The sequence below is a fragment of the Thioalkalivibrio sp. K90mix genome, assembly GCF_000025545.1.
Lineage (GTDB): Bacteria > Pseudomonadota > Gammaproteobacteria > Ectothiorhodospirales > Ectothiorhodospiraceae > Thioalkalivibrio.
In genome coordinates this window covers 1,425,477-1,445,739 of record NC_013889.1, presented here as the reverse complement: position 1 = coordinate 1,445,739, position 20,263 = coordinate 1,425,477, and the positions used below count along the sequence as shown (strand labels likewise).

15 protein-coding genes are annotated in these 20,263 nt (G+C 66.0%); 10 read left to right on the top strand and 5 right to left on the bottom strand.

The window, feature by feature from the left end; translation table 11 throughout:
• Nucleotides 1-10 precede the first annotated feature (10 nt).
• Both TK90_RS06825 and TK90_RS06820 read left to right on the top strand, forming a co-directional pair.
• Nucleotides 11-973 carry a daunorubicin resistance protein DrrA family ABC transporter ATP-binding protein gene (locus TK90_RS06825; RefSeq protein WP_012982747.1) on the top strand — a complete coding sequence of 321 codons (963 nt, stop codon included), beginning with the start codon at nucleotides 11-13 and terminating at the stop codon, nucleotides 971-973.
• Entirely contained in the window at nucleotides 970-1,734 is a 765-nt protein-coding gene (locus TK90_RS06820) for an ABC transporter permease (protein ID WP_012982746.1), read from the top strand. Before TK90_RS06825 ends, TK90_RS06820 begins: the two co-directional genes overlap by 4 nt.
• Nucleotides 1,735-1,760: 26 nt before the next feature.
• On the opposite strand, the gene TK90_RS06815 is transcribed toward TK90_RS06820, so the two are convergent.
• The 3 genes from TK90_RS06815 to TK90_RS06805 are packed head-to-tail and all read right to left on the bottom strand — an operon-like array spanning nucleotide 1,761 to nucleotide 7,640.
• Nucleotides 1,761-3,347 (bottom strand): TolC family protein, encoded by a 1,587-nt coding sequence (locus tag TK90_RS06815; protein WP_012982745.1) that lies wholly within the window; start codon nucleotides 3,345-3,347, stop codon nucleotides 1,761-1,763.
• Nucleotides 3,340-6,414 (bottom strand): efflux RND transporter permease subunit, encoded by a 3,075-nt coding sequence (locus tag TK90_RS06810; RefSeq protein ID WP_012982744.1) that lies wholly within the window; start codon nucleotides 6,412-6,414, stop codon nucleotides 3,340-3,342. Before TK90_RS06810 ends, TK90_RS06815 begins: the two co-directional genes overlap by 8 nt.
• A complete protein-coding gene (locus TK90_RS06805) occupies nucleotides 6,411-7,640 on the bottom strand; it encodes an efflux RND transporter periplasmic adaptor subunit (RefSeq protein ID WP_012982743.1) in 1,230 nt (409 codons plus the stop codon). The genes TK90_RS06810 and TK90_RS06805 overlap by 4 nt, the downstream gene beginning before the upstream one ends.
• Nucleotides 7,641-7,800: 160 nt before the next feature.
• Here TK90_RS06805 and TK90_RS06800 point away from each other — a divergent pair, with 160 nt between their 5' ends.
• The 3 genes from TK90_RS06800 to arsJ all read left to right on the top strand — a co-directional run bounded on the left by TK90_RS06800 (nucleotide 7,801) and on the right by arsJ (nucleotide 10,602).
• On the top strand, nucleotides 7,801-8,277 hold the full coding sequence (locus tag TK90_RS06800; RefSeq protein WP_012982742.1) for a TspO/MBR family protein: 477 nt from the start codon (nucleotides 7,801-7,803) through the stop codon (nucleotides 8,275-8,277).
• A gap of 76 nt (nucleotides 8,278-8,353) precedes the next feature.
• Nucleotides 8,354-9,367, top strand: coding sequence for an ArsJ-associated glyceraldehyde-3-phosphate dehydrogenase (locus tag TK90_RS06795; RefSeq protein ID WP_012982741.1), 1,014 nt, complete (start codon nucleotides 8,354-8,356; stop codon nucleotides 9,365-9,367).
• Between the two features lie 5 nt (nucleotides 9,368-9,372).
• Nucleotides 9,373-10,602: an organoarsenical effux MFS transporter ArsJ gene (gene arsJ, locus TK90_RS06790; protein WP_012982740.1), complete on the top strand. Its 1,230-nt coding sequence runs from the start codon at nucleotides 9,373-9,375 to the stop codon at nucleotides 10,600-10,602.
• A 27-nt stretch (nucleotides 10,603-10,629) separates the two neighbouring features.
• On the opposite strand, the gene TK90_RS06785 is transcribed toward arsJ, so the two are convergent.
• Together TK90_RS06785 and TK90_RS06780 are read right to left on the bottom strand one after the other, a co-directional pair.
• Nucleotides 10,630-11,502: a LysR family transcriptional regulator gene (locus TK90_RS06785; RefSeq protein WP_012982739.1), complete on the bottom strand. Its 873-nt coding sequence runs from the start codon at nucleotides 11,500-11,502 to the stop codon at nucleotides 10,630-10,632.
• A 245-nt stretch (nucleotides 11,503-11,747) separates the two neighbouring features.
• A complete protein-coding gene (locus tag TK90_RS06780; RefSeq protein WP_012981522.1) occupies nucleotides 11,748-12,836 on the bottom strand; it encodes an IS630 family transposase in 1,089 nt (362 codons plus the stop codon).
• A gap of 406 nt (nucleotides 12,837-13,242) precedes the next feature.
• Here TK90_RS06780 and leuC point away from each other — a divergent pair, with 406 nt between their 5' ends.
• From leuC to TK90_RS06755, 5 genes are all read left to right on the top strand, one after another.
• Nucleotides 13,243-14,655 carry a 3-isopropylmalate dehydratase large subunit gene (gene leuC / locus TK90_RS06775; RefSeq protein ID WP_012982738.1) on the top strand — a complete coding sequence of 471 codons (1,413 nt, stop codon included), beginning with the start codon at nucleotides 13,243-13,245 and terminating at the stop codon, nucleotides 14,653-14,655.
• A 3-nt stretch (nucleotides 14,656-14,658) separates the two neighbouring features.
• Nucleotides 14,659-15,309 (top strand): 3-isopropylmalate dehydratase small subunit, encoded by a 651-nt coding sequence (gene leuD / locus TK90_RS06770; protein WP_012982737.1) that lies wholly within the window; start codon nucleotides 14,659-14,661, stop codon nucleotides 15,307-15,309.
• 126 nt (nucleotides 15,310-15,435) lie between these two features.
• Nucleotides 15,436-16,509: a 3-isopropylmalate dehydrogenase gene (leuB, locus tag TK90_RS06765; protein ID WP_012982736.1), complete on the top strand. Its 1,074-nt coding sequence runs from the start codon at nucleotides 15,436-15,438 to the stop codon at nucleotides 16,507-16,509.
• Between the two features lie 99 nt (nucleotides 16,510-16,608).
• Nucleotides 16,609-17,634, top strand: coding sequence for an aspartate-semialdehyde dehydrogenase (locus TK90_RS06760; protein WP_012982735.1), 1,026 nt, complete (start codon nucleotides 16,609-16,611; stop codon nucleotides 17,632-17,634).
• A 181-nt stretch (nucleotides 17,635-17,815) separates the two neighbouring features.
• Nucleotides 17,816-20,233 carry a FimV/HubP family polar landmark protein gene (locus TK90_RS06755; RefSeq protein WP_041444227.1) on the top strand — a complete coding sequence of 806 codons (2,418 nt, stop codon included), beginning with the start codon at nucleotides 17,816-17,818 and terminating at the stop codon, nucleotides 20,231-20,233.
• Nucleotides 20,234-20,263 lie beyond the last annotated feature (30 nt).

Below are 20,263 nucleotides of genomic sequence, written 5' to 3'. Positions count from 1 at the left end.
TGCTGCGTACATGAAAATCGCGATTCGCTTGCAGGGACTGGTACGCAGCTATAACGGCACTCGCGCCGTCGATGGTGTCGATCTGGAAGTCCCAACCGGGAGTATCCTGGGTCTGTTGGGGCCGAATGGTGCTGGAAAGACCACGATCGTTCGCATGCTCGCCACCCTGATCGCTCCGGATGCGGGGACGGCGGAGGTCGGCGGCTTCGATGTGGTGCACGATGCAGCGCGGGTGCGCGAGATCATCGGCCTGACCGGGCAGTACGCCTCGGTCGACGAGAAGCTGACGGGGCGCGAGAACCTGTTGTTGATTTCACGACTACTGGGTCTGGGCCGTCGCGATGCGCGTCGGCGTGCGGACGAGCTGCTGGGGCAGTTTCATCTTCTCAATGCGGCGAATCGTCCGGCACAGACCTATTCCGGTGGCATGCGGCGCCGTCTGGATCTGGCGGCGAGCCTGGTGGGGAATCCCGCCATACTCTTTCTCGACGAGCCGACCACGGGGCTCGACCCGCGGGCGCGACGTGACCTGTGGCGCCTGGTAAGGGAACTGCGGGCGCAGGGCACCACCGTCCTGCTCACGACGCAGTACCTCGACGAAGCGGACGCCCTGGCGGATCGAATCGTGGTGCTGGATCGCGGACGGATTATCGCCGAGGGGACCGCCTCGGAGCTGAAGGAACGCGTGGGTGGACGCTCCCTGTTCGTGGTGCTGGCGGATGTCACCCGGATAGACGATGCGGCCGAGGTGATCGCGCGGACGGTCGGGGAACGGCCGCAGGCGAGGGACAACACCCTGAGTGTGGCCGTGACGACCAGTGCCGTAGTGCCGAAGGTGCTGCGGGCTCTGGACCAGGCGGGCATTGAGGTTGTCGAGGTCGGCTTGCGCACCGCGAGCCTTGATGATGTCTTTCTGGCCCTTACCGGTCATGCCGCCGAGGCAACGGCGGAGCCGGCGGAGGAGGGCACATGAAGGTACTCGACCAGACCCTGGCTCTGGCGTGGCGAAGTCTCGTGCAGGTGCGCCGCAATCCGTGGGAGCTGGGGGATTATTCCATCCAGCCGATCCTGTTTCTGGTGCTTTTCCTGTATGTGTTCGGCGGAGCGGTCGCGGGCTCGACCGAAGCCTACCTGCCGTTTGTGCTGCCGGGCGTGATCGCGATGAACATGCTGTTTGTCACCGTCTATGTCGGGCATGGCCTGAACACCGATCTGACGCGTGGGGTGTTCGACCGCTTTCGCGCCCTGCCGATTCCGCGCTGGGCGCCGCTGGCGGGGCGGATCCTGGCCGATCTTCTGAAACAGGCGCTTTGTATCGCGCTGCTGCTGGTCGTGGGGGTGTTGCTGGGCTTCCGGATCGAGACGTCGGTTTGGGAGGTGCTGGCGATGGTGGCGCTGGTGCTGGTCTTCGCGTCGGCCGCATCCTGGATGATGGTGCTGGTCGGCGTATTGTCGCGTGATCCGGAGCATGTCCAGCTGTTCGGTTTTACGGCGTTGTTCCCGGTCACGTTCGTCTCCACCGCCTTTGTCCCGCTGGAGACGATGCCTGCCGTCCTGCAGCCCTTTGTGCAGGCCAACCCCGTCTCGTTGCTGGCGGAGGCCTCGCGTGCCCTGCTGAGTGGGGGGCATGCGCTGGAGCCCGCTTTGTGGACCCTTGTGTGGGCTGCCGTGATAGCGGTGATCTTTGCACCGCTGTCCGTCTGGGCCCTGAATCGGCGTCTGGCTCGGGGCTAAGGGGCAGGAGAAACAAGGGTCCGGAACTACATACGCAGGTCCACGCGTTCAGAGCCCGGCGCGTCGATGCCGCGGTGCAGCAGTAGCGTACCACTTGCGTTCAGGAGTTCGGTGGTCAGCTGGCGAAAGCGCACGACGGTCTCGGTCAGGCGCAGACGGCTCTCGAGCAAGTCACGCTGGGCCTGGGCCACGGCCAGTGCCGTCCCTGCGCCGACGCGATAGCGGGTCTGTTCCACGCGCAAGAGTTCTTCCTGGAGCTCGATGGTCTCTTCCTGGGCGCGAATCTGCTCCCGAACGCGGGCGGCGTCGAACCAGACGGCGCGCACGTCTTCGATCGCCAACTGCTCCAGATTGGCGAGGGTTTCGCTGATTTGCTGGCGCGTCAGGCGCGCGCGTGTGTGTTCCGCCTCGGCGGCACGGTTGCCGATCGGCATCTCGAACCGCAGTCCGGCGGCGAGGTCGTAGCCGTCGCCCTGGGTGTCGCGGAAGGTACGCCCGAAGCTGTCCGCATAGCCCGATTGTCCAAGCGTGACAAAGAAGTCCAGGCGGGGGAGGAGGCCATTGCGGGTGCGAATGACCTCCAGCTCGTCGCGCTGGACCCGCAGGCGGGTCTCGTTGAGGTCGGCGCGATGGTCGCGCGCCAGTGCCACGTAGGTATCGAGTGGTTCGATCTCGTAGCGGTCGAGGGCCGGCTCGGAACTCGTCAGCAGCCGGGTGTCCCACAGGCCTCCATCACCCTGAATCAGGCGCGCGAGGGTGTCTTGCGCGCGCGCACGCTCGCTGCGCGCGTCGATGAGCCCCTGGCGCCGCAGGGCGACCTCGGCGCGTGCAGAGACGGCTTCGGTTTCCGGGCGATCGCCGGCATCGATGCGGCGCTGGGTCTCGTCGAGTTGCTGGCTCGCGACGGCCAGGGCCTCCTCGAAAATCTCGATCTGCTCGCCGGCCAGCACCAGATCCCAGTAGGCGGTCTCCACGTCGGTTATGAGCTGTTCGACGAACGCGCGGACTTCGTATTCGGTTGCCTCGACGTCCAGGCCGGCCTGTTGCAGGCGCACCAGATTGGATTCGATGCGCCCACCTCGCAGCAGGGCCTGGGTGAGCGTCAGGCCGGCGCGGGACGAGAACTGGGTTTGATCGACGCGCGAACTGGTCGCGCGCTGGCTGCGCACGGACAGGCTCAGGTCGGTACCCGTCGGCAGCGACTGACGAACACCGGCCTCGCCAAAACGCTGGGTCGAGGTGACCTCGTCGGTGTCTTCCTCGGCCTCCTCCAGCAGGCGTACGCTCTGGTCCCGGGTGACCTCGACCTCGGCAAACAGCTCGGGATCGAATACGGCGCGCTCCTGTGCTTCGAAGGTACCGGCAATCGCGGTCTGCAGGCGCTCCGCGCGCAGGCCACGGTTCCCTTCCAGCGCCCGTGCGACAGCTTCTTCGAGGGACAGGGTCTCCTCGCCCACGGGCTCACGGCCAAACGGATCGATGGCCATGAGTTGCTCTGCCGGCAACGATAGGCGCAACCCGTTGCCTGTCGGCTCGTCATCCTCTGCAGTGGCGGGAATGGCCAGGGCCAGCGAGGCCAGCAGTGGCAGGGCGGCACGGTAACGCCTAGGCATTTTCGGCTCCGACTCGGTAGACGGGTTGGGGATGCTTGCCGCGACGGTGGAACAGCAGGTAGAGCGTCGGGATCAGCACCAGGGTGATCAGCGTAGACGACAGCAGTCCGCCGATCACTACGCGTGCCATCGGGGCCTGGGCCTCGCCGCCATCACCCATTCCGATGGCCAGGGGTGAGAGCGCGAGAATCGTGGTCAGCGTGGTCATCAGGATCGGACGCAGGCGCTCGCCGGCGGCGGCCACGACCGCCTCGTGCAGTTCCATTCCGTCATCGCGGTGCCGCCGGGCCATACGGTCCACCAGCAGGATCGCGTTGTTGACGACGATGCCGACCAGCAGCAGGACGCCGATCAGTGACTGCACATTCAACGTGGTGTCGGTGACCAGCAGCGCGCCGGTGACCCCGATGATCGCGAGCGGGATCGAGAACATCACGATCAGGGGATCGCGCAGGGATTCATACAGGCTGGCCATGACCATGTACACGAGCAGGGTGGCCAGCATCGTACCCAGCAGCAGCTCCGAGAATGCGGCTTCCTGTTCTTCGATGTCGCCCGTGACGGAGTAGTCGATCTCCTCGGGCAGCGGGATGTCTGCCAGGGCCTCGCGGACCGAGGCCGCCACTTCGCCCAGCGAGCGATCCCCCAGATTGATGAATAGCGTACGTACGCGGGCCTGTTCACGTCGTTCGATGCTGTCGGGCCCGATCTCGGTGTCGAAGGAAATCAGGCTGCGCAAGGCGACGCGTTCGCCGTCCTCGCTGCGCACGGTCAGGTTGAGCAGGTCCTCCAGTGAGCTCTGATCCGCGTCGCGCAACTGGACCCAGATCCGGGTCTCGTCGCCCCCCGCACGCAGCTGGCCGGCGCTGGAGCCGCCCAGCGCGGTTTCCAGCGTCTGGGCAATAGTGCGTACATCCACGCCGAGATCTGCAGCGCGATCGCGATGGATGCGAGTGGCGAACTCGGGCTGGCCGCCATCGGTTCCCACCCGCGTGTCGGTAATGCCGGGGACATCGGCCAGCGCCTCCTCGAACCGCTCGAGCACCGCATTCATGGTCGACAGCTCGAAGCCGCGCACTTCGACCGACAGGCGTTCCTCGTCATCGCCGCGGCCGAATCCGCGGAAGAAGATGTTGCTGGAGGCGCGGACACGGATCTCGGTTCCCGGTGGGGTACCCAGGGCCTCGCGCAGGGCAGCGGCAATCTCCTCCGAAGAACGGCTGCGACTGTCGCGCGAGCCGACCATTACGCGCATGTTGCCGGAGGCGGGCGACGATGCCCTGAAGGCAGAGGCGCCAGAGCTGGACACCAGGTTCTGGAGCTCAGGCACCTCGTCGCGAATCACCTCTTCCAGGCTGGCCATGGTGGAGTACAGTTCGTCGAGTGGTGTCCCCGGTTCCATGGAGACATGCACGCGCAGTTCGCCCTCGTCGGTGGCCGGTAGAAATTCGGTGCCGACGCCCCGCAGACCGGCCAGTGCGATGACCATCAGCAAGGCACTGACCCCGATCACCATCCAGGGATGCGCCAGCGTGCCGCGCAAAAGGCCCTGGTAGCGCCGTTCCATGCGGGCGAGGGCGCTGGTGTCGCGCCTGGGCATCGGGGCGCGTGCCATCAGCATCGGCACCACGGTCAGGGCCACGATCAGCGAGGCGGCCAGCGCGAAGGCCACCACAGCGGCGAGTGGTTTGAACAGCTGCCCGGCCAGTTCCTGGGCGAAGAACAACGGCAGGAAGATGGCGACGGTGGTCAGCGTACTGGCGATGATTGCGGGTGCCACACGCCCCGTACCAGTGACGGCCGCCTCGATGGCGCTTTGCTCCGCGTGTTCCTCTCGCCTTCGGGCGATGCTCTCGATCACTACGATCGCGTTGTCGACCATCAGTCCCACACCCAATGCGATCCCGCCCATGGTCATCAGGTTGAGCGAGTGCCCGCCGAAGTAGACGAGGCCAAACGTCGAGATGACCGCGAGAGGAATCGCGGTGGCCGCCACCAGCGTGTAACGAATGTTGCGCAGGAAGACCAGCAGGACCAAAACGGCCAGTGCGCTCCCGTAGAGGATGGACTGCCCGACATTGGTAATGGAGCTGCGGATGAAGCCCGCCTCGTCCGTTACCGCGCGGATGTCGATCTGCGGGAAGTCGCGGTTGAGACGGACCAGTTCGGCGTGGACCGCCTCGGACACCTCGACGGTATTGGCGTCCGCCAATTTGCGCACGGCCAGCTGGACACCTTCTTCCTGGTTGACCCGGAAACGACGGGTGACGCGCTGGTGGGTATCGCGGACCTCGGCGACTTGATGCAGGTAGGTGACGCCATCTTCGCTGCGCTGGACCACGGTATCGCGTATCTCGCCCACCGAGCGGAACTCGGCTGGTGTACGCAGCCGGTATTCACGGCGACCGTCCATGATCGGGCCACCAGGGGTAATCACGTTGGCATCGCGAATCCGGTTGCGCAGGTCGTCCAGCCCCAGGTCGATCGCCTGTATCCGGTCTGGGTCGACCTCGACGCGCACTTCCCTTTCCAGTCCCCCAAACGTATCCACCGCGGCCACGCCGGGGATGCGCTCCAGGCGGGGGGCAATGCGGTTGTCGATCAGGGTGCGCAGATGGATGGCGTCGAGCTGCGAGCCGACGCCCAGGCGCATGATGGGCGAGTCCTGGGTGTCGAACTGGCGCACCAGGGGCCGGTCTGCCTCATCCGGCAGCTGACCTTCAATGCGCGCCAGGCGATCGCGCAGGTCATCAACGGCCTGTCGGATATCGGTGCCCCAGGCAAAGTTGACGCGCACATTGCTGTTGCCTTCGGCCGAAGTGGACCGGATCTCCTGGGCCCCGGTGATTGCGGCCGCTGCCTGTTCCACCGGGCGGGTCACCAGTTGCTCGACCTCCTCGGCCCCGGCGTTGGGGTAGGAGGTCATCACCGTGACCACCGGATAGGTGATGTCGGGCAGGAGATCGACCGGGAGGCGGGTCAGCGCGGTCAGGCCCAGGATTACCACGATCAGGGCCACCATGCTGGTCAGCACGGGGCGGTGGACGGTAAGTCGAGCCGGATTCACGGCTCTTCGGTCTCCGACAGGCCCGGGGCGAAGTCCGCCCCGGGCACACTGCGCGGGTCGGTCAGGCGAAGCGGGGTGCCATCGGCGAGCAGGTGCTGCCCGAGCACCACCACTTCGGTGCCCTCGGGCAGCTCGGGCTCCAGCAGTTCGATCCAGTTGCCGTCCCGCACGCCGGTAACGGCCATGTGGCGGCGCGCCGTGGGCCGTTCGCCGCTACGGTCTACGCTGAACAGGGTGGGGCCCGCTTCACGCTGAATGATGGCATCCCGAGGGATCGCCAGGGTGTCCGAGCGCTGGCCAAGGGTGATCGCGGTCTCGACAAACATCCCGGGCCGCAGCCGTTCATCATCGTTCGGTACCTCGACCTCGATCCGCGCCTGGCGCGAACCCGGGCGAAACTCGGGGGAGATCCGCGTGATGGTGCCTTCGAATAACGCGTCGGGGTACGAGGAGGTGCGCACGGTGGCTTCCTGGCCGCGCGAGATCCTCGAATAATCCGCCTCGGTGACGGCCAGGATCGCGCGCACCGGCTGCAGGGTGACGAGTGCCAGCGCGGGTTCGTTGGCGCTGATCACTGAACCGGGGTCGACCAGGCGCTCGGCCACCCAGCGGGTGGTGCTTCCCGGGTCGGCATCGATACGCGTGTAGCCCAGCTGGATCTCGCGGGTACGCAGGGCAGAGCGGCGTTGTCGGATCTGCGACTCGGCCAGGGCGACCCGGGTCTGGGCCAGGGCGAGCTCGGTCTCGGCGGCCTCCAGTTCCGAGCGAGAGGCGATCCCCTGGTCCCGCAACTCGCGGGTGCGCTGCAGGTCGCGCTGGGCGGCGTTGCGGCTGGCGACGGCCTCCGCCAGGCTGGCTTCGGCCACTTCAAGTTCCGCTTCGGCCTGGGTGACGTCCTGCTCGAATTCCTCGGTATCCAGCTGCAGCAGGGGGTCGCCCGGCTCGACTCGGTCGCCCAGGTTCACGAAGACCTCGGCCACACGGCCCCCGACGCGCGGAGTGATCACAATGCGGTCGCCACCCTCGATACTGCCGGTGAAACGGCGGCGTTCCACCAGATCCTGCTGTTGCACGCTGGCCACGGCGACGGCCACGGGCCGTGTCTCGCCGCCACCCGCGCGCGCGGAAGAGGCCTGTTCGTCGTCCGGGCCCCAAAAGAGCCATGCGAGTACACCGCCCGCCAACAGGAACAGGACCAAGGTGATCAGGGTGGAGAGCTTGGGCATGCACGCGGGCTCGAAATGGGTGAACGGGATCACGGTATGCTGCGAGTGTGCCGCAAGCGGCTGAATCGCGCATGAACCTCGTTCATTTTGCTGATTTCCGTTCAAATGGCGCGGACAGGTGCCTAAAAACAACGATGGGCGAGGTGTGAGAGGAGGGGCGATGATCAATACAAGGGATGGGGTCGGACTGGTGGGCTGGGTGGCCCTTGTGTTCCTGGTGGCTTCTGCGGGTGGCTATGCCACCAGCCTGTCGGTACAGGACTGGTACCAGACGCTGGAGCGACCCGAGCTGAATCCGCCCGATGCCCTATTCGGTCCGGTCTGGACCGTCCTGTTTGCGCTGATGGCCGTGGCCGCCTGGCGGGTATGGCGTCGCACCGGCTTCGCGGGTCCACCGCTCGCGATCGGGCTGTTCCTTGCCCAGCTGGTGTTGAACCTTGGCTGGTCCGTACTGTTCTTCGGCATGCAACGACCCGATCTGGCATTGATCGAGATCCTGATCCTGTGGCCCCTGATTCTGGCGACCCTGATCGCCTTCTGGCGCCATGACCGGATCGCGAGCGCGCTGCTGGTGCCTTACCTGCTGTGGGTGGGCTTTGCGATCTACCTGAACGCGGCAATCGTCCTGCTGAACTAGGGAAACACGGGTCCGCCTGTAATGCGGTCGTCATGTTCGGGGGGTATCCTGACGCGATTTTTCGCGGGAGGGCGTCATGGCCGTACGGGTTGGCATCAACGGGATGGGACGGATCGGTCGGCTCGCGCTGCGCGCGGCCTGGGATCGTGATGATCTCGAGATCGTGCACCTGAACGAGGTCGCGGCCGATGGTACGGTCACCGGGCACCTCCTGGAGTTCGATTCGGTGCATGGGCGCTGGGATCACGGCATCCAGGCCGAGCCGGATGCTCTGCGGATCGACGGCCGCAGCCTGCGCCACACGCAGCTGGGTGAACCGGGGCAGGTGCCCTGGGCCGAGTCCGGGGTGGATATCGTGGTCGATGCCAGCGGCGCCTTCCGCACCATGGAGACCCTGCAGCCGCACCTCGATCGCGGGGCACGGCGTGTAGTCGTCGCGGCGCCGGTGAAGGATGAGCGTGCGCTGAACGTGGTGATGGGTGTCAACGATGCCGCCTATGATCCGGCGCGGCACCGTGTGGTCACCGCCGCCTCCTGCACCACCAACTGCCTGGCGCCGCTGGTGAAGGTGCTGCACCCGGCGCTGTCGATCCGGCACGGGACGATTCTGACGGTACATGACATGACCGCCACGCAGTCGCCGGTGGACCTGCCACGCGACAACCTGCGCCGGGCCCGTGCGGCCGGGTTGAACCTGATTCCGACCACCACCGGCTCGGCGAAGGCGATCGGCGACATCTTCCCCGAGCTGAACGGGCGGCTGAACGGCCACGCGGTGCGTGTGCCGCTGATGAATGCCTCGCTGACGGACTTCACCTTCGAGGCGGCGCGCGAAACCTCCGCGGAAGAGGTCAACGCCCTGCTGCGGGAGGCCGCGAACGGCGATCTCAACGGCATCCTCGGCTACGAGGAACGCCCGCTGGTCTCCAGCGACTTCCGCACTGACCCCCATTCGTCCATTGTCGATGCGCAGTCGACGATGGTGGTGGATGGCACACAGGTGAAGGTGCTGGCCTGGTACGACAACGAATGGGGTTACGCCAACCGGCTGGTCGAACTGGTCGCGCGCGTGGCCGAGCAGGGCGTGTAGGACGGATGGGCAGCCCGGCCGAAACGCCGAACGCACCGCCCAGCCTGGGCCTGGGCGCCTACGCGCGCATCACCGCGAACTACTGGGCATTCACCGTCACCGACGGCGCGATCCGCATGCTGGTCGTGCTGTTCTTTCACCAGTTGGGCTACAGCCCGCTGGAGATCGCCTTCCTGTTCCTGTTCTACGAGCTGTTCGGGGTGATCACCAACCTCACCGGCGGCTGGCTGGCTGCGCGGCTGGGGGTGAACACGACGATGATCGCCGGGACGCTGCTGCAGGTCGCGGCGTTGCTGATGCTCACGGTGCCGGAGGCGTGGCTGGGTGTGGCCTACGTGATGTTTGCGCAGGCCCTGTCGGGCATTGCCAAGGATCTGAACAAGATGAGTGCGAAGTCCGGCGTGAAGCTGGTCGCCGGGGACGGGGAGGGGCGGCTGTTTCGCTGGGTCGCGGTGCTCACCGGCTCGAAGAACGCGCTGAAGGGGGTGGGCTTCTTCGTCGGCGGCGCACTTCTGTACACCGTCGGGTTCCAGATGGCGCTGGTGATCCTGGCCGGGATGCTGGCCGTGGTGATGCTGTTCTCCATCGTCGGGCTGCCACGCGGGCTGGGCAAGGTCGGCGGCAAGCCGAAATTCACCCAGATGTTCTCGAATTCCACCGCGATCAACGTGCTCTCGGCCGCGCGCTTCTTCCTGTTCGGTGCGCGCGATGTCTGGTTCGTGGTCGCGTTGCCGGTGTTTCTGAGCGCGACCCTGGACTGGAACCACATGCAGGTGGGTGCGTTTCTGGCGCTGTGGGTGATCGGCTACGGGATCGTGCAGGCCTCGGTGCCGCGCTTGCTGGGCCGTGGCGGGCTGCATCCGACCGGGCTGACCGCGCGGTTGTGGGCGTTCATCCTGATGCTGCTGCCCATCGGCATCGTGATCGGCCTGGAGACGGGCCTGGACCCGGCCTGGGTGCTGATGGTCGGGCTGGGCGTGTTCGGCGTGGTCTTTGCGATCAACTCCGCCGTGCACTCCTTCCTGATCCTCGACTATGCGGAGACCGACCGGGTCGCGATGAAGGTCGGCTTCTACTACATGGCCAACGCCGGTGGGCGTCTGGTCGGCACCGTTGCCTCCGGTGCCATCTTCATGGTCTGGGGCCTGGAGGGCGTGCTGATCGCCTCCACACTGTTCATCTTCGCCACCTGGATGATCTCCTCCCTGCTCCCCCGCGAGGCGGCGCGCGTCTGAGACGGTGGTTCGACCGCGGTTTTCAACTCACGGTAATTCCTCGATGACTGCCTCGAGGGTTCGCGAGCGGTAGCGGTCCGCGTGGCGAACCCAGCCGAGCTGGCGGGTGATGGGTGGGGCGGGCCATTCGAGGATGGTCAGGTCGTCGGTGGCCATGGTGCGGGGCAGGAAGCCGATGCCGAGGCCGGCGGCGATCATCATGCGGATGACCTCCAGGTACGGGCTTTCCTGAGCCGCGGCGGCGTGCAGGCCCTGTGCGGCCAGGGCCTGGTCGATCTGGCGGCGGGTGGTGGAGCCCGCCGGCGGCAGGATCGCCGGCCAGTCATGCAGCCGTTGCAGCGTCTCCAGCGGGGCATCCTGGGCGCGGCCGCGGGCGATCATTGGAACAAGCTCATCGGTCCAGACGGTGTGTGCGTCGGCGGCCTTCGGCAGATCCTCGGGCAGGGTGGCCAGGGCCAGATCGGCGTCGCCGTGCATGACGGCCTCGATGCCGGCCTCGGAGTCCATGAACGCGAGTTCCAGCTCCAGCTCGGGGTAGCGGGTGCGCAGAGCGGCCAGCGGGGCGGGCAGGCGGTGCAGGGCGATGTGGTGCGAGGTGGCGAGGCGGATGCGGCCGCGCACGACGTGGTCGAGGTCCGCCACCTGCTGCTCGATGGCGTGCAGGCGGGCCAGGATCTCGCGGGCCTCGGGTAGCAGGCGTTCGGCGACCTCGGTGGGCCGCACGCGGCGCCCCTGGCGCTCGAACAGCGGGCGTTGCAGCGTCGCCTCCAGCGACTGGATGCGCTTGCTGATCGCCGGCTGGGTCAGGTACAGCCGCTCGGCCGCGGCGGAGAAGGCGCCGGTATCGACCACCGCCACGAAGGCCTGCAGGGACTCGATGCTGAGCTGTTCCGGGCGCATCTGCCGCCTCCGTGGGATAATGACCGGCTGACTGATGCGGTGCCGGATCGTCCATCTATAACCAGGTGGAATGGTAAAGATAATAAATCGGATTTGAAAGAATAGAAGAGCGGCCGCAGACTGGCAATGCGGTGGTACCGCTCGTCTGTAGGAGGCCAGCCCTCTGGCCGATCCGGCGTCGTGGCCCATCGGCCAGAGGGCTGGCCTCCTACAGGGGGCTTTGGCGGGCACTCACCTAGTGTTCTTTAACAAAAGTTCGTATTTTTATCGAGGCGATCGGTTAGACGGGCGATCGACGCGATAATTTGATCGGCTGTTTTGCGCCAGATGAACGGTCGAGGCTCATCGTTGTACGTCTTCAGGTATTCGCGGATGGAGTCTTCCAGTTCGCGAGTACTGCGATGCGATTGACGCTTGATCCAGCGCTGCGAGATGAGCGCGAAGAAGCGTTCGACCAGGTTGATCCAGGACGCCGAGGTCGGCGTGAAGTGCACGTGGTAGCGCGGTCGTGCAGCGAACCAGGCCCGAACCTTTTCGGTCTTGTGGGTGCCGTAGTTGTCCAGGATGAGGTGGACGTCGAGATCGTCGGGGACCTGGCGATCGATCTCGTTGAGAAACGCCAGGAACTCCTTGGCGCGATGCCTTCTATGGAGTTTGCCGATGACCTCGCCGGTGGCCACATCCAGTGCCGCGAACAGGGTGGTCGTGCCATGGCGCAGGTAGTCATGGGTGCGGGTCTCGGGATGGCCGAACGACAACGGCAACGCCGGCTGGGACCGGTTCAGGGCCTGGATCTGGCTCTTTTCGTCGACGCACAGCACCAGGGCTCGGTCCGGTGGGTGCATGTACAGGCCCACGATATCGTGCACCTTGGCCACGAAGTGCGGATCCGTGGACAACTTGAAGGTCTCGAGCCGATGCGGCTTGAGACCGAAGGCCCGCCAAATCCGGCTGATGGCCATCGCATTGAGCCCGGTCTCCTTGGCCATCAGCGTGGTCGACCAGTGCGTCGCGTTATCCGGCTTCGACTGCAGCGTCTTGTTGATGACTTCGGTCACCTTGTCGTCATCGATCGTACGGGGACGTCCGCTTCTCGGGGCATCCGTGAGCCCCCCGATGCGTGCCTGCTCGAAGCGCTTGCGCCACTTGCTCACCGTCTCCGCCGAGACGCCAACCCGCGCGCCAATCTCCGAAGCCTTCAGGCCTCGCGTGCTCAGCAGAATCATGCGCGCGCGCTGTTGTTCCGCCGCGGGCATCTGGCGCCGCCGCAGCCAGCTCTCGAGCTCGTCGCGTTCGGCTTCACTGATCGTCAACGTCTTGATCGGTCGTCCCATTCCGGTCGCCTCCCGAGTGCCTGTTGTCAGGATACAGGGGGACAGTCACGGAGTCGATGAACTTTTGTTAAACGACACTAGGGAGACGCTGATTTAATCGCGCGACCGCGTTGGTGCCCCCTGTTTTCCGAGGCAAGGCGCGTCGTGCAGCGGGTAGTGGTTCTACCCGCAAGCGGCGCAACGCAGGATCGGGGAACAGGGGGCACCAACCCGACAAGTGATTGAAAGATCGGGCTCGGCCGCTTTTGCGCGCGCACGGCGTTGCGGTTCCCTTGTGCAGGGTGACTGCACGGCAGTCACCGCGCCTTGTTCGCACGCAAAAGCGACTCGAGCGCGGGCGTGCGATTAAATCAGCGTCTCCCTAGAATATGGCAGGAACATCGCGGCGTGTCCGCGGGAGCAGGTAATGGCAGGCAAGACACTGTACGACAAGCTGTGGGAGGCGCATGTGGTGCGCGAAGAGCCGGATGGCTCGACGCTGCTCTACATCGACCGCCATCTGGTGCACGAGGTGACCAGCCCGCAGGCCTTCGAGGGTCTGCGTCTGGCCGGGCGCAAGCCCTGGCGCGGCGATTCCGTGCTGGCGGTGCCGGACCATAACGTGCCTACCGCCAATCGCGACCGCGGGATCGAGGATCCGGTGTCGCGCACCCAGGTGGAGACGCTGGAGAGCAACGTCACCAGCCTGGGGCTGAAGTTCTTCCCGATGGCCGATGTTCGCCAGGGCATCGTGCATGTGATCGGCCCCGAGCAGGGGGCGACCCTGCCGGGCATGACGGTCGTCTGCGGTGACTCGCACACCTCGACCCACGGCGCGCTGGGTGCGCTGGCCTTCGGCATCGGCACCTCCGAGGTGGAGCATGTGCTGGCCACGCAGTGCCTGTGGCAGAAGAAGACCAAGGCCATGCAGGTCCGCGTGGAGGGCGAGCTGCGCCCGGGCGTGACCGCCAAGGATGTGGTGCTGGCGATCATCGGCCGCATTGGCACCGCTGGCGGCACCGGCTATGCGATCGAGTTCGCCGGCTCGGCGATCCGCAGCCTGTCGATCGAGGGCCGCATGAGCGTGTGCAATATGTCCATCGAGGCCGGGGCCCGGGCGGGCATGGTCGCGGTGGACGAGAAGACCATCGAATACGTGCGTGGCAAGCCACAGGCGCCGACGGGCGAACGGTTCGAGCAGGCCGCCGCCTACTGGCGCACGCTGGTCTCCGACCCGGATGCCGAATTCGACGCGGTGGTGGAGATGGATGCCGCCGAGATCGCCCCGCAGGTGAGCTGGGGTACCTCGCCGGAGATGGTCGCGCCGATCGACGGCCGCGTGCCGGACCCGGCGGCCGAGTCCGATCCGGTGCGTGCCGAGGGTATGAAGCGGGCGCTGGAGTACATGGACCTGCAGCCGAACACGCCGATGACCGAGATCCGTCCGGACAAGGTATTCATCGGCTCCTGTACGAACTCTAGGATCGAGGACCTGCGCGCCGCCGCCGAGGTGGTCAAGGGCCGCCGGAAGGCCGAGAACATCAAGCTGGCGATGGTGGTGCCGGGCTCCGGGCTGGTGAAGCAGCAGGCGGAGCAGGAAGGGCTGGACCGCATCTTCCTGGACGCCGGCTTCGAGTGGCGCGAGCCGGGCTGTTCCATGTGTCTGGCGATGAATGCGGACCGACTGGAGCCGGGCGAGCGCTGCGCCTCGACCTCGAACCGCAACTTTGAGGGCCGTCAGGGACAGGGCGGGCGTACCCATCTGGTCAGCCCGGCGCTGGCCGCGGCGGCCGCCGTGGCCGGGCACTTTGTCGAGCCGTCGGCACTGAAGGAGGCGTAAGCGATGCAGGCCTTTACCGTACACCGTGGGATTGTCGCGCCGCTGGATCGCTCCAATGTCGATACCGACGCGATTATCCCGAAGCAGTACCTGAAATCGGTCAAGCGCACGGGCTTCGGGCCCAATGCCTTCGACGACTGGCGCTACCTGGACCCGGGCGAGCCCGGCATGGACAGCTCGCAGCGCCGCATCAACCCGGACTTCGTGCTCAACCAGGCGCCGTTCGACCAGGCGACGATCCTGCTGGCGCGCAAGAACTTCGGCTGCGGCTCCTCGCGCGAGCACGCGGTGTGGGCGCTGACGGACTTCGGTTTTCGCGCGGTGATCGCGCCATCGTTTGCGGACATCTTCTTCTCCAACAGCTGCAAGAACGGGCTGCTGCCGGTGGTGCTGGCCGAGGACGAGGTGCAGGCGCTGTTCGAGCAGGTCGAGGCGAACCCGGGCGCGCAGGTCGAGGTGAACCTGGAAGAGATGACCGTAACGGCGCCGGACGGTACCGTGTTTCGTTTCACGCTCGACGAGGACCGGCGCCACCGCCTGCTGAACGGCCTGGATGATATCGCCCTGACGTTGCAGTACGCCGATGACATCCGCGCCTTTGAGGAGCGCCAGCGCCACGAGTGGCCCTGGATGGCGGAGCACTCGCAGGGCTGAGTCGTGCCCCTTTGTAGGAGGCCAGCCCTCTGGCCGATAGGGCGCCAGGACAGGCCCATCGGCCAGAGGGCTGGCCTTCTACAGGTAGAGAAGAAATTCGATGGATCTGATGGTTAGGAGAGGTTTGTGAGCCGAATTCTGGTATTGCCCGGGGACGGGATCGGGCCCGAGATCGTGGCCGAGGCGCTGAAAGTGCTGGAGCGCGTCGGCGAGATCGGAGGGCTGGATCTGGAGATCGAACAGGGCCTGATCGGGGGCGCGGCGCACGATGCGGCCGGGCACCCCTACCCAGAGGCCACTCGCGAGGCGGCGCGCCGCGCCGACGCCATCCTGCTGGGCGCGGTCGGCGGCCCGCAGTACGAATCGCTGGAACGTGATCTGCGCCCCGAGCGCGGGCTGCTGGGCATCCGTTCGGATTTGGGGCTGTTCGCAAACCTGCGCCCGGCGATCCTGTATCCGCAGCTGGCCTCGGCCTCCACGCTGAAGCCGGAGGTGGTCAGCGGGCTGGATATCCTGATCGTGCGCGAGCTGACCGGCGGGATCTACTTCGGCCAGCCGCGCGGGATCGAGGAGCGTAACGGCGAGCGCTACGGCTTCAATACGGCCGCCTACAGCGAATCGGAGATCGAACGTATCGCCCGCGTCGGCTTCGAGGCCGCGATGAAGCGGGGCAAGCGCCTGTGCTCGGTGGACAAGGCCAACGTGCTCGAGGTCTCCGAGCTGTGGCGCGAGGTCGTCGAGCGCGTCGGCAAGGAATTCCCCGAGGTCGAGCTGTCTCACATGTATGTGGACAACGCGGCGATGCAGTTGGTGCGGGATCCCAAGCAGTTCGACGTGATGGTCACCGGCAACATGTTTGGCGACATCCTGTCCGACGCCGCAGCCATGCTGACCGGCTCTATTGGCATGCTGCCCTCGGCCTCGCTGAACAGCGAGGGGGTTGGTCTGTACGAGCCGATCCACGGCTCCGCACCGGATATTGCGGGGCAGGGCAAGGCCAATCCGATGGCAACCGTGCTGTCCGTCGCGATGCTGCTGCGCCACAGCCTGAACCGCAATGACCTGGCCGAGCGCATCGAGCAGGCCGTGGGACGGGTGCTGGATCAGGGCCTGCGCACGCCGGACATCTTCGGCGAGGGTATGACGCTGGTGGGTACCCAGGGGATGGGGGATGCCCTGGTGGCCGCGCTGGAGAGCTAGGCGTGGTCGTGAATGATGCGATTCGCAGCGCTCGTCGCATCCTACGAACGGGTCAAAATATCAATAGCTTGAAGATTATAATTAAACCGGGAATGAACGATGAGTGACCGCAAGTTTGACGTGGCCGTGGTGGGCGCAACCGGCGCCGTCGGCGAAACCCTGCTCTCCATCCTGGCGGAGCGCGACCTGCCGTTGGGCCGTGTGCATGCGCTGGCCAGCTCGCGCTCGGTCGGCAAGACGGTCGCCTTCGGCCGCCGCGAGCTGGAGGTGGAGGATCTGGCCGCCTTCGATTTCTCCACCGTGCAGATCGGGCTGTTCTCGCCGGGGGCCTCGGTGTCCGCGGAGTACGCGCCCAAGGCGGCCGCGGCCGGTTGCGTGGTGATCGACAACACCTCGCAGTTTCGCTACGACCCGGAGATCCCGCTGGTGGTACCGGAGGTCAATCCCGAGGCCGTTGCGGGTTACAAGAAGCACGGGATCATCGCGAACCCGAACTGCTCCACCATCCAGATGCTGGTGGCGCTGAAGCCGCTGCATGACGCGGTCGGCGTCGAGCGCATCAACGTCGCCACCTACCAGGCCGTCTCCGGCACCGGCAAGGATGCAATCGAGGAACTGGCGCACCAGACGGCGGCGCTGCTGAACGGCCGCCCGGTCGAGTGCAACGTCTATCCCAAGCAGATCGCCTTCAACGCGCTGCCGCACATCGATGTCTTCCAGGACAACGGCTACACCAAGGAAGAGATGAAGATGGTCTGGGAGACCCGCAAGATCATGGGCGACGAGTCCATCCTGGTGAACCCGACCGCCGTACGCATCCCGGTGTTCTACGGCCATTCCGAGGCCCTGCACATCGAGACCCGCGAGAAGATCAGTGCGGAAAAGGCCCGCGAGATCCTGTCCGCTGCACCCGGGGTGACGGTGCTGGACAAGCACGAGGACGGGGGCTATCCGACTGCCGTGACCGAGGGTTCGGGCAAGGATGCGGTCTTCGTCGGACGCATCCGCGAGGACATCTCGCACCCGCGCGGGCTGGACCTGTGGGTGGTGTCGGACAACGTGCGCAAGGGGGCCGCGCTGAACACAATCCAGATTGCCGAGGTTTTGATCCGGGATTACCTGTGATTTAATCCGGTAAAAGTCCGGGAAAATTCATACCCGGCAACACGCGGTCAGGGGGCGCTGGGGCTTTTATTTAAGCCCCATGCGATGACAGGCCGCGCGGCACATTCAGGGGGGATTCGTGCACAAGTTACTACTCGGGCTACTGCTCTTGCTGCTGGTTGCACCGGCATCATCGAATTCGGTGAGTTTTGGTGAGGTCAACCTGCAATCCCATCTGAACCAGACCTTGCGGGCGGAGATTCCGCTGCGAGGCGGTGCCGCGGCCAGTGATTCGCTACAGGTGCGTCAGGCTTCGGAAAACGAATACCGGCGCGCCGGCATGAGCCGCGGCAGCGTGCCGGGCGACCTGAACATCCAGGTTCAGGGTGAGGGGGCGGATCGCCGGGTGATGCTGACCACGCGCCAGCCGGTGCGCGAGCCGTATGTGGGCATCCTCCTCGAGGCCCGCTGGGATGGCGGGCGCTCAATGCGTGAAGTCTCCCTGTTGCTTGATCCGCCGGACACCATGCCTTCCGGGGCGGCCGCTCCGGTCCCGCGTGACACCGCCCGGGAGGCGCCGCGTCGACAAGAGGCGCCAATGCCGCGTGAAGGTGAGGCCTACACCGTGCGTAGTGGCGATACCCTTTATCGCATCGTGGAGCGCGCGGGTCTGGCCGGCATGGCGGATCAGGCGATGCTGGCGTTCCTGGAGGCCAACCCCGACGCGTTTTCTGACGAGAACATCAACAGCCTGCGCGCGGGCGCTGAACTGACCGTCCCGTCGCGCTCGGAGCTGGAGTCGCGTAGTGCGGCCGAGGCGCGCCAGGAAGTGCAGCGACAGGTTCAGGCCTGGCGCGAGGGAACGGTGACCGCAGCTCGCGAGGAACCCCAGCCTGAGGAAGCCGCCGAGGCCGAGCCGGAAGTCGAGGCGGTCCCGGAAGAGGATGAGGCGGTAGCGGAGGACGATGAGGCCGTGTCCGAGGACGACGAGGCCGCCGCGGATGATGCCGTGGCCGCGACGGACGAGGACGATGAAGCGGCGGCGGCCGACGACCGCCTGGAGATCGTGACAGAACTCCTGCCGGAGGCGGATGAAGGGGCGGCGGCCGCGGCCGATCCCCCCGATCTGCTCCAGGAAGCCATGCTGTCCCAGCGCGCCGAGATGGAGGGGATGCGCGAGCAGATCACCGAACTGCGCGAGGAACTGGGTGAGCGTGGCCGCCTTGCGGAGCTTTCGAGCGAGAACATGGCGGAGCTTGAGGAGCAGCTGAGCCAGCTGCGGGCGGAACGCAATGAACTGATGGCACGGCTCGATCGGGCAGATGCCGAACGCAATGCGCCGCTGCACGAGCGGATCATGAATGATCCGCTGCTGCTGATGATGGCGATTGCGCTGGTAATCCTGCTGCTGCTCGTGTTGCTGGCCTTTGCGCGTGGTGGTCGGCGCGAAGTGGTGGTTGAAGAGCGTGCTTCCGGCATGCCGGCGCGGGCGGACAACAGCGGTGTGTGGGCCGCGGCGGCGGATCCCGCCGGCTACGAGGCACGTGAGATCGATAGTGCCGGCGCGGGATCGGGCGGCGCCACTACTACAGCCGTAGCCGGCGGGGCTGCTGCGGGCCTGGCGGCCGGAGCTGTGGCGGGCAAGGACGATGATCGCGAACCGCTGGCGGATTCGGACGAGCCAGAGGAGTCGGTGAGTGAGCCTGTAGTGGTGAGCTCCAGTGGCGATGCCTCGGTGGACGACGTGCTGGCCGAAGTGGATGTTTGCCTGGCCTACGGGATGAATGATCAGGCCGAGGAGACCCTGACCCAGGCCATCGAGGGCGACCCGGACAATACCCAGTATCGTCTGAAGCTCGTCGAGGCGCGCGTGGCGCTGGGCGACGAAGAAGGCGCCCGCGAGGCGGCATCCAACCTGCGCGAACGCCTCCCGGCGGACGATGTTGAAACGCGCAATCATCTGGCGGAGCTGGAATCGCGCATCGGTGGTGCTGGTGATGACAGCGCAGGGCCCGCGGGCGCTCCGGCGGGGGTAGAAGGTCTGGGCGCTGCGGTGGAGCCGCAGGCGGCAGATGACGGCGAAGCACCGAACGAGATCGATTTCTCCGGCCTGGATCTCCCGGATGTGCAATCCGAAGCCGAAGATCTCGGTAACACCGCCGAGCCGCAGGAAGAGACGGACTCCGGGCTGACCTTTGATTTTGACGAGACCTTCGATGAAGGGGCTTCGACGCCAGCGGAGCAGACCCCTTCGGAGACGGACGAAGCGCGCAGCGATGACCTGAATGACTTGTCGTTCGATATCGACGACAGCGACCTGCCGAACCTGGATGAAGAAACCCGGGAGGATGCGGCCGGGAGTGATATCCCGGCACTGGATCTGGGCGACGAGGACCTGCCGGCTGCGGGCCAGGAAGATGCCTTGCCGCGAGAGGACGGAGAGTCCTCGCCCATCGGCGCCGACGAAGACAATGAAACGCGCCTGAGCCTGGCGCAGGCCTATGCGGACATGGGCGATGACGAAGGTGCTCGCGAACTGATCGACGAGATCGTGGCCACCGGGTCGGAGGATCAGAAGGCGAAGGCTGAGGCGATTCGTCAGCAGCTGGAGAGCTCCTGAGCCGCCAAACTGTGTTGTGAAGCAGTATCC

Bases quoted from the DNA above. Each gene is read 5' to 3' on its own strand.
- TK90_RS06825 (WP_012982747.1), top strand. From the start codon at position 11: ATGAAAATCGCGATTCGCTTGCAGGGACTGGTACGCAGCTATAACGGC.
- TK90_RS06820 (WP_012982746.1), top strand. From the start codon at position 970: ATGAAGGTACTCGACCAGACCCTGGCTCTGGCGTGGCGAAGTCTCGTG.
- TK90_RS06815 (WP_012982745.1), bottom strand. From the start codon at position 3,347: ATGCCTAGGCGTTACCGTGCCGCCCTGCCACTGCTGGCCTCGCTGGCC.
- TK90_RS06805 (WP_012982743.1), bottom strand. From the start codon at position 7,640: ATGCCCAAGCTCTCCACCCTGATCACCTTGGTCCTGTTCCTGTTGGCG.
- TK90_RS06800 (WP_012982742.1), top strand. From the start codon at position 7,801: ATGATCAATACAAGGGATGGGGTCGGACTGGTGGGCTGGGTGGCCCTT.
- TK90_RS06795 (WP_012982741.1), top strand. From the start codon at position 8,354: ATGGCCGTACGGGTTGGCATCAACGGGATGGGACGGATCGGTCGGCTC.
- arsJ (WP_012982740.1), top strand. From the start codon at position 9,373: ATGGGCAGCCCGGCCGAAACGCCGAACGCACCGCCCAGCCTGGGCCTG.
- TK90_RS06785 (WP_012982739.1), bottom strand. From the start codon at position 11,502: ATGCGCCCGGAACAGCTCAGCATCGAGTCCCTGCAGGCCTTCGTGGCG.
- TK90_RS06780 (WP_012981522.1), bottom strand. From the start codon at position 12,836: ATGGGACGACCGATCAAGACGTTGACGATCAGTGAAGCCGAACGCGAC.
- leuC (WP_012982738.1), top strand. From the start codon at position 13,243: ATGGCAGGCAAGACACTGTACGACAAGCTGTGGGAGGCGCATGTGGTG.
- leuD (WP_012982737.1), top strand. From the start codon at position 14,659: ATGCAGGCCTTTACCGTACACCGTGGGATTGTCGCGCCGCTGGATCGC.
- TK90_RS06760 (WP_012982735.1), top strand. From the start codon at position 16,609: ATGAGTGACCGCAAGTTTGACGTGGCCGTGGTGGGCGCAACCGGCGCC.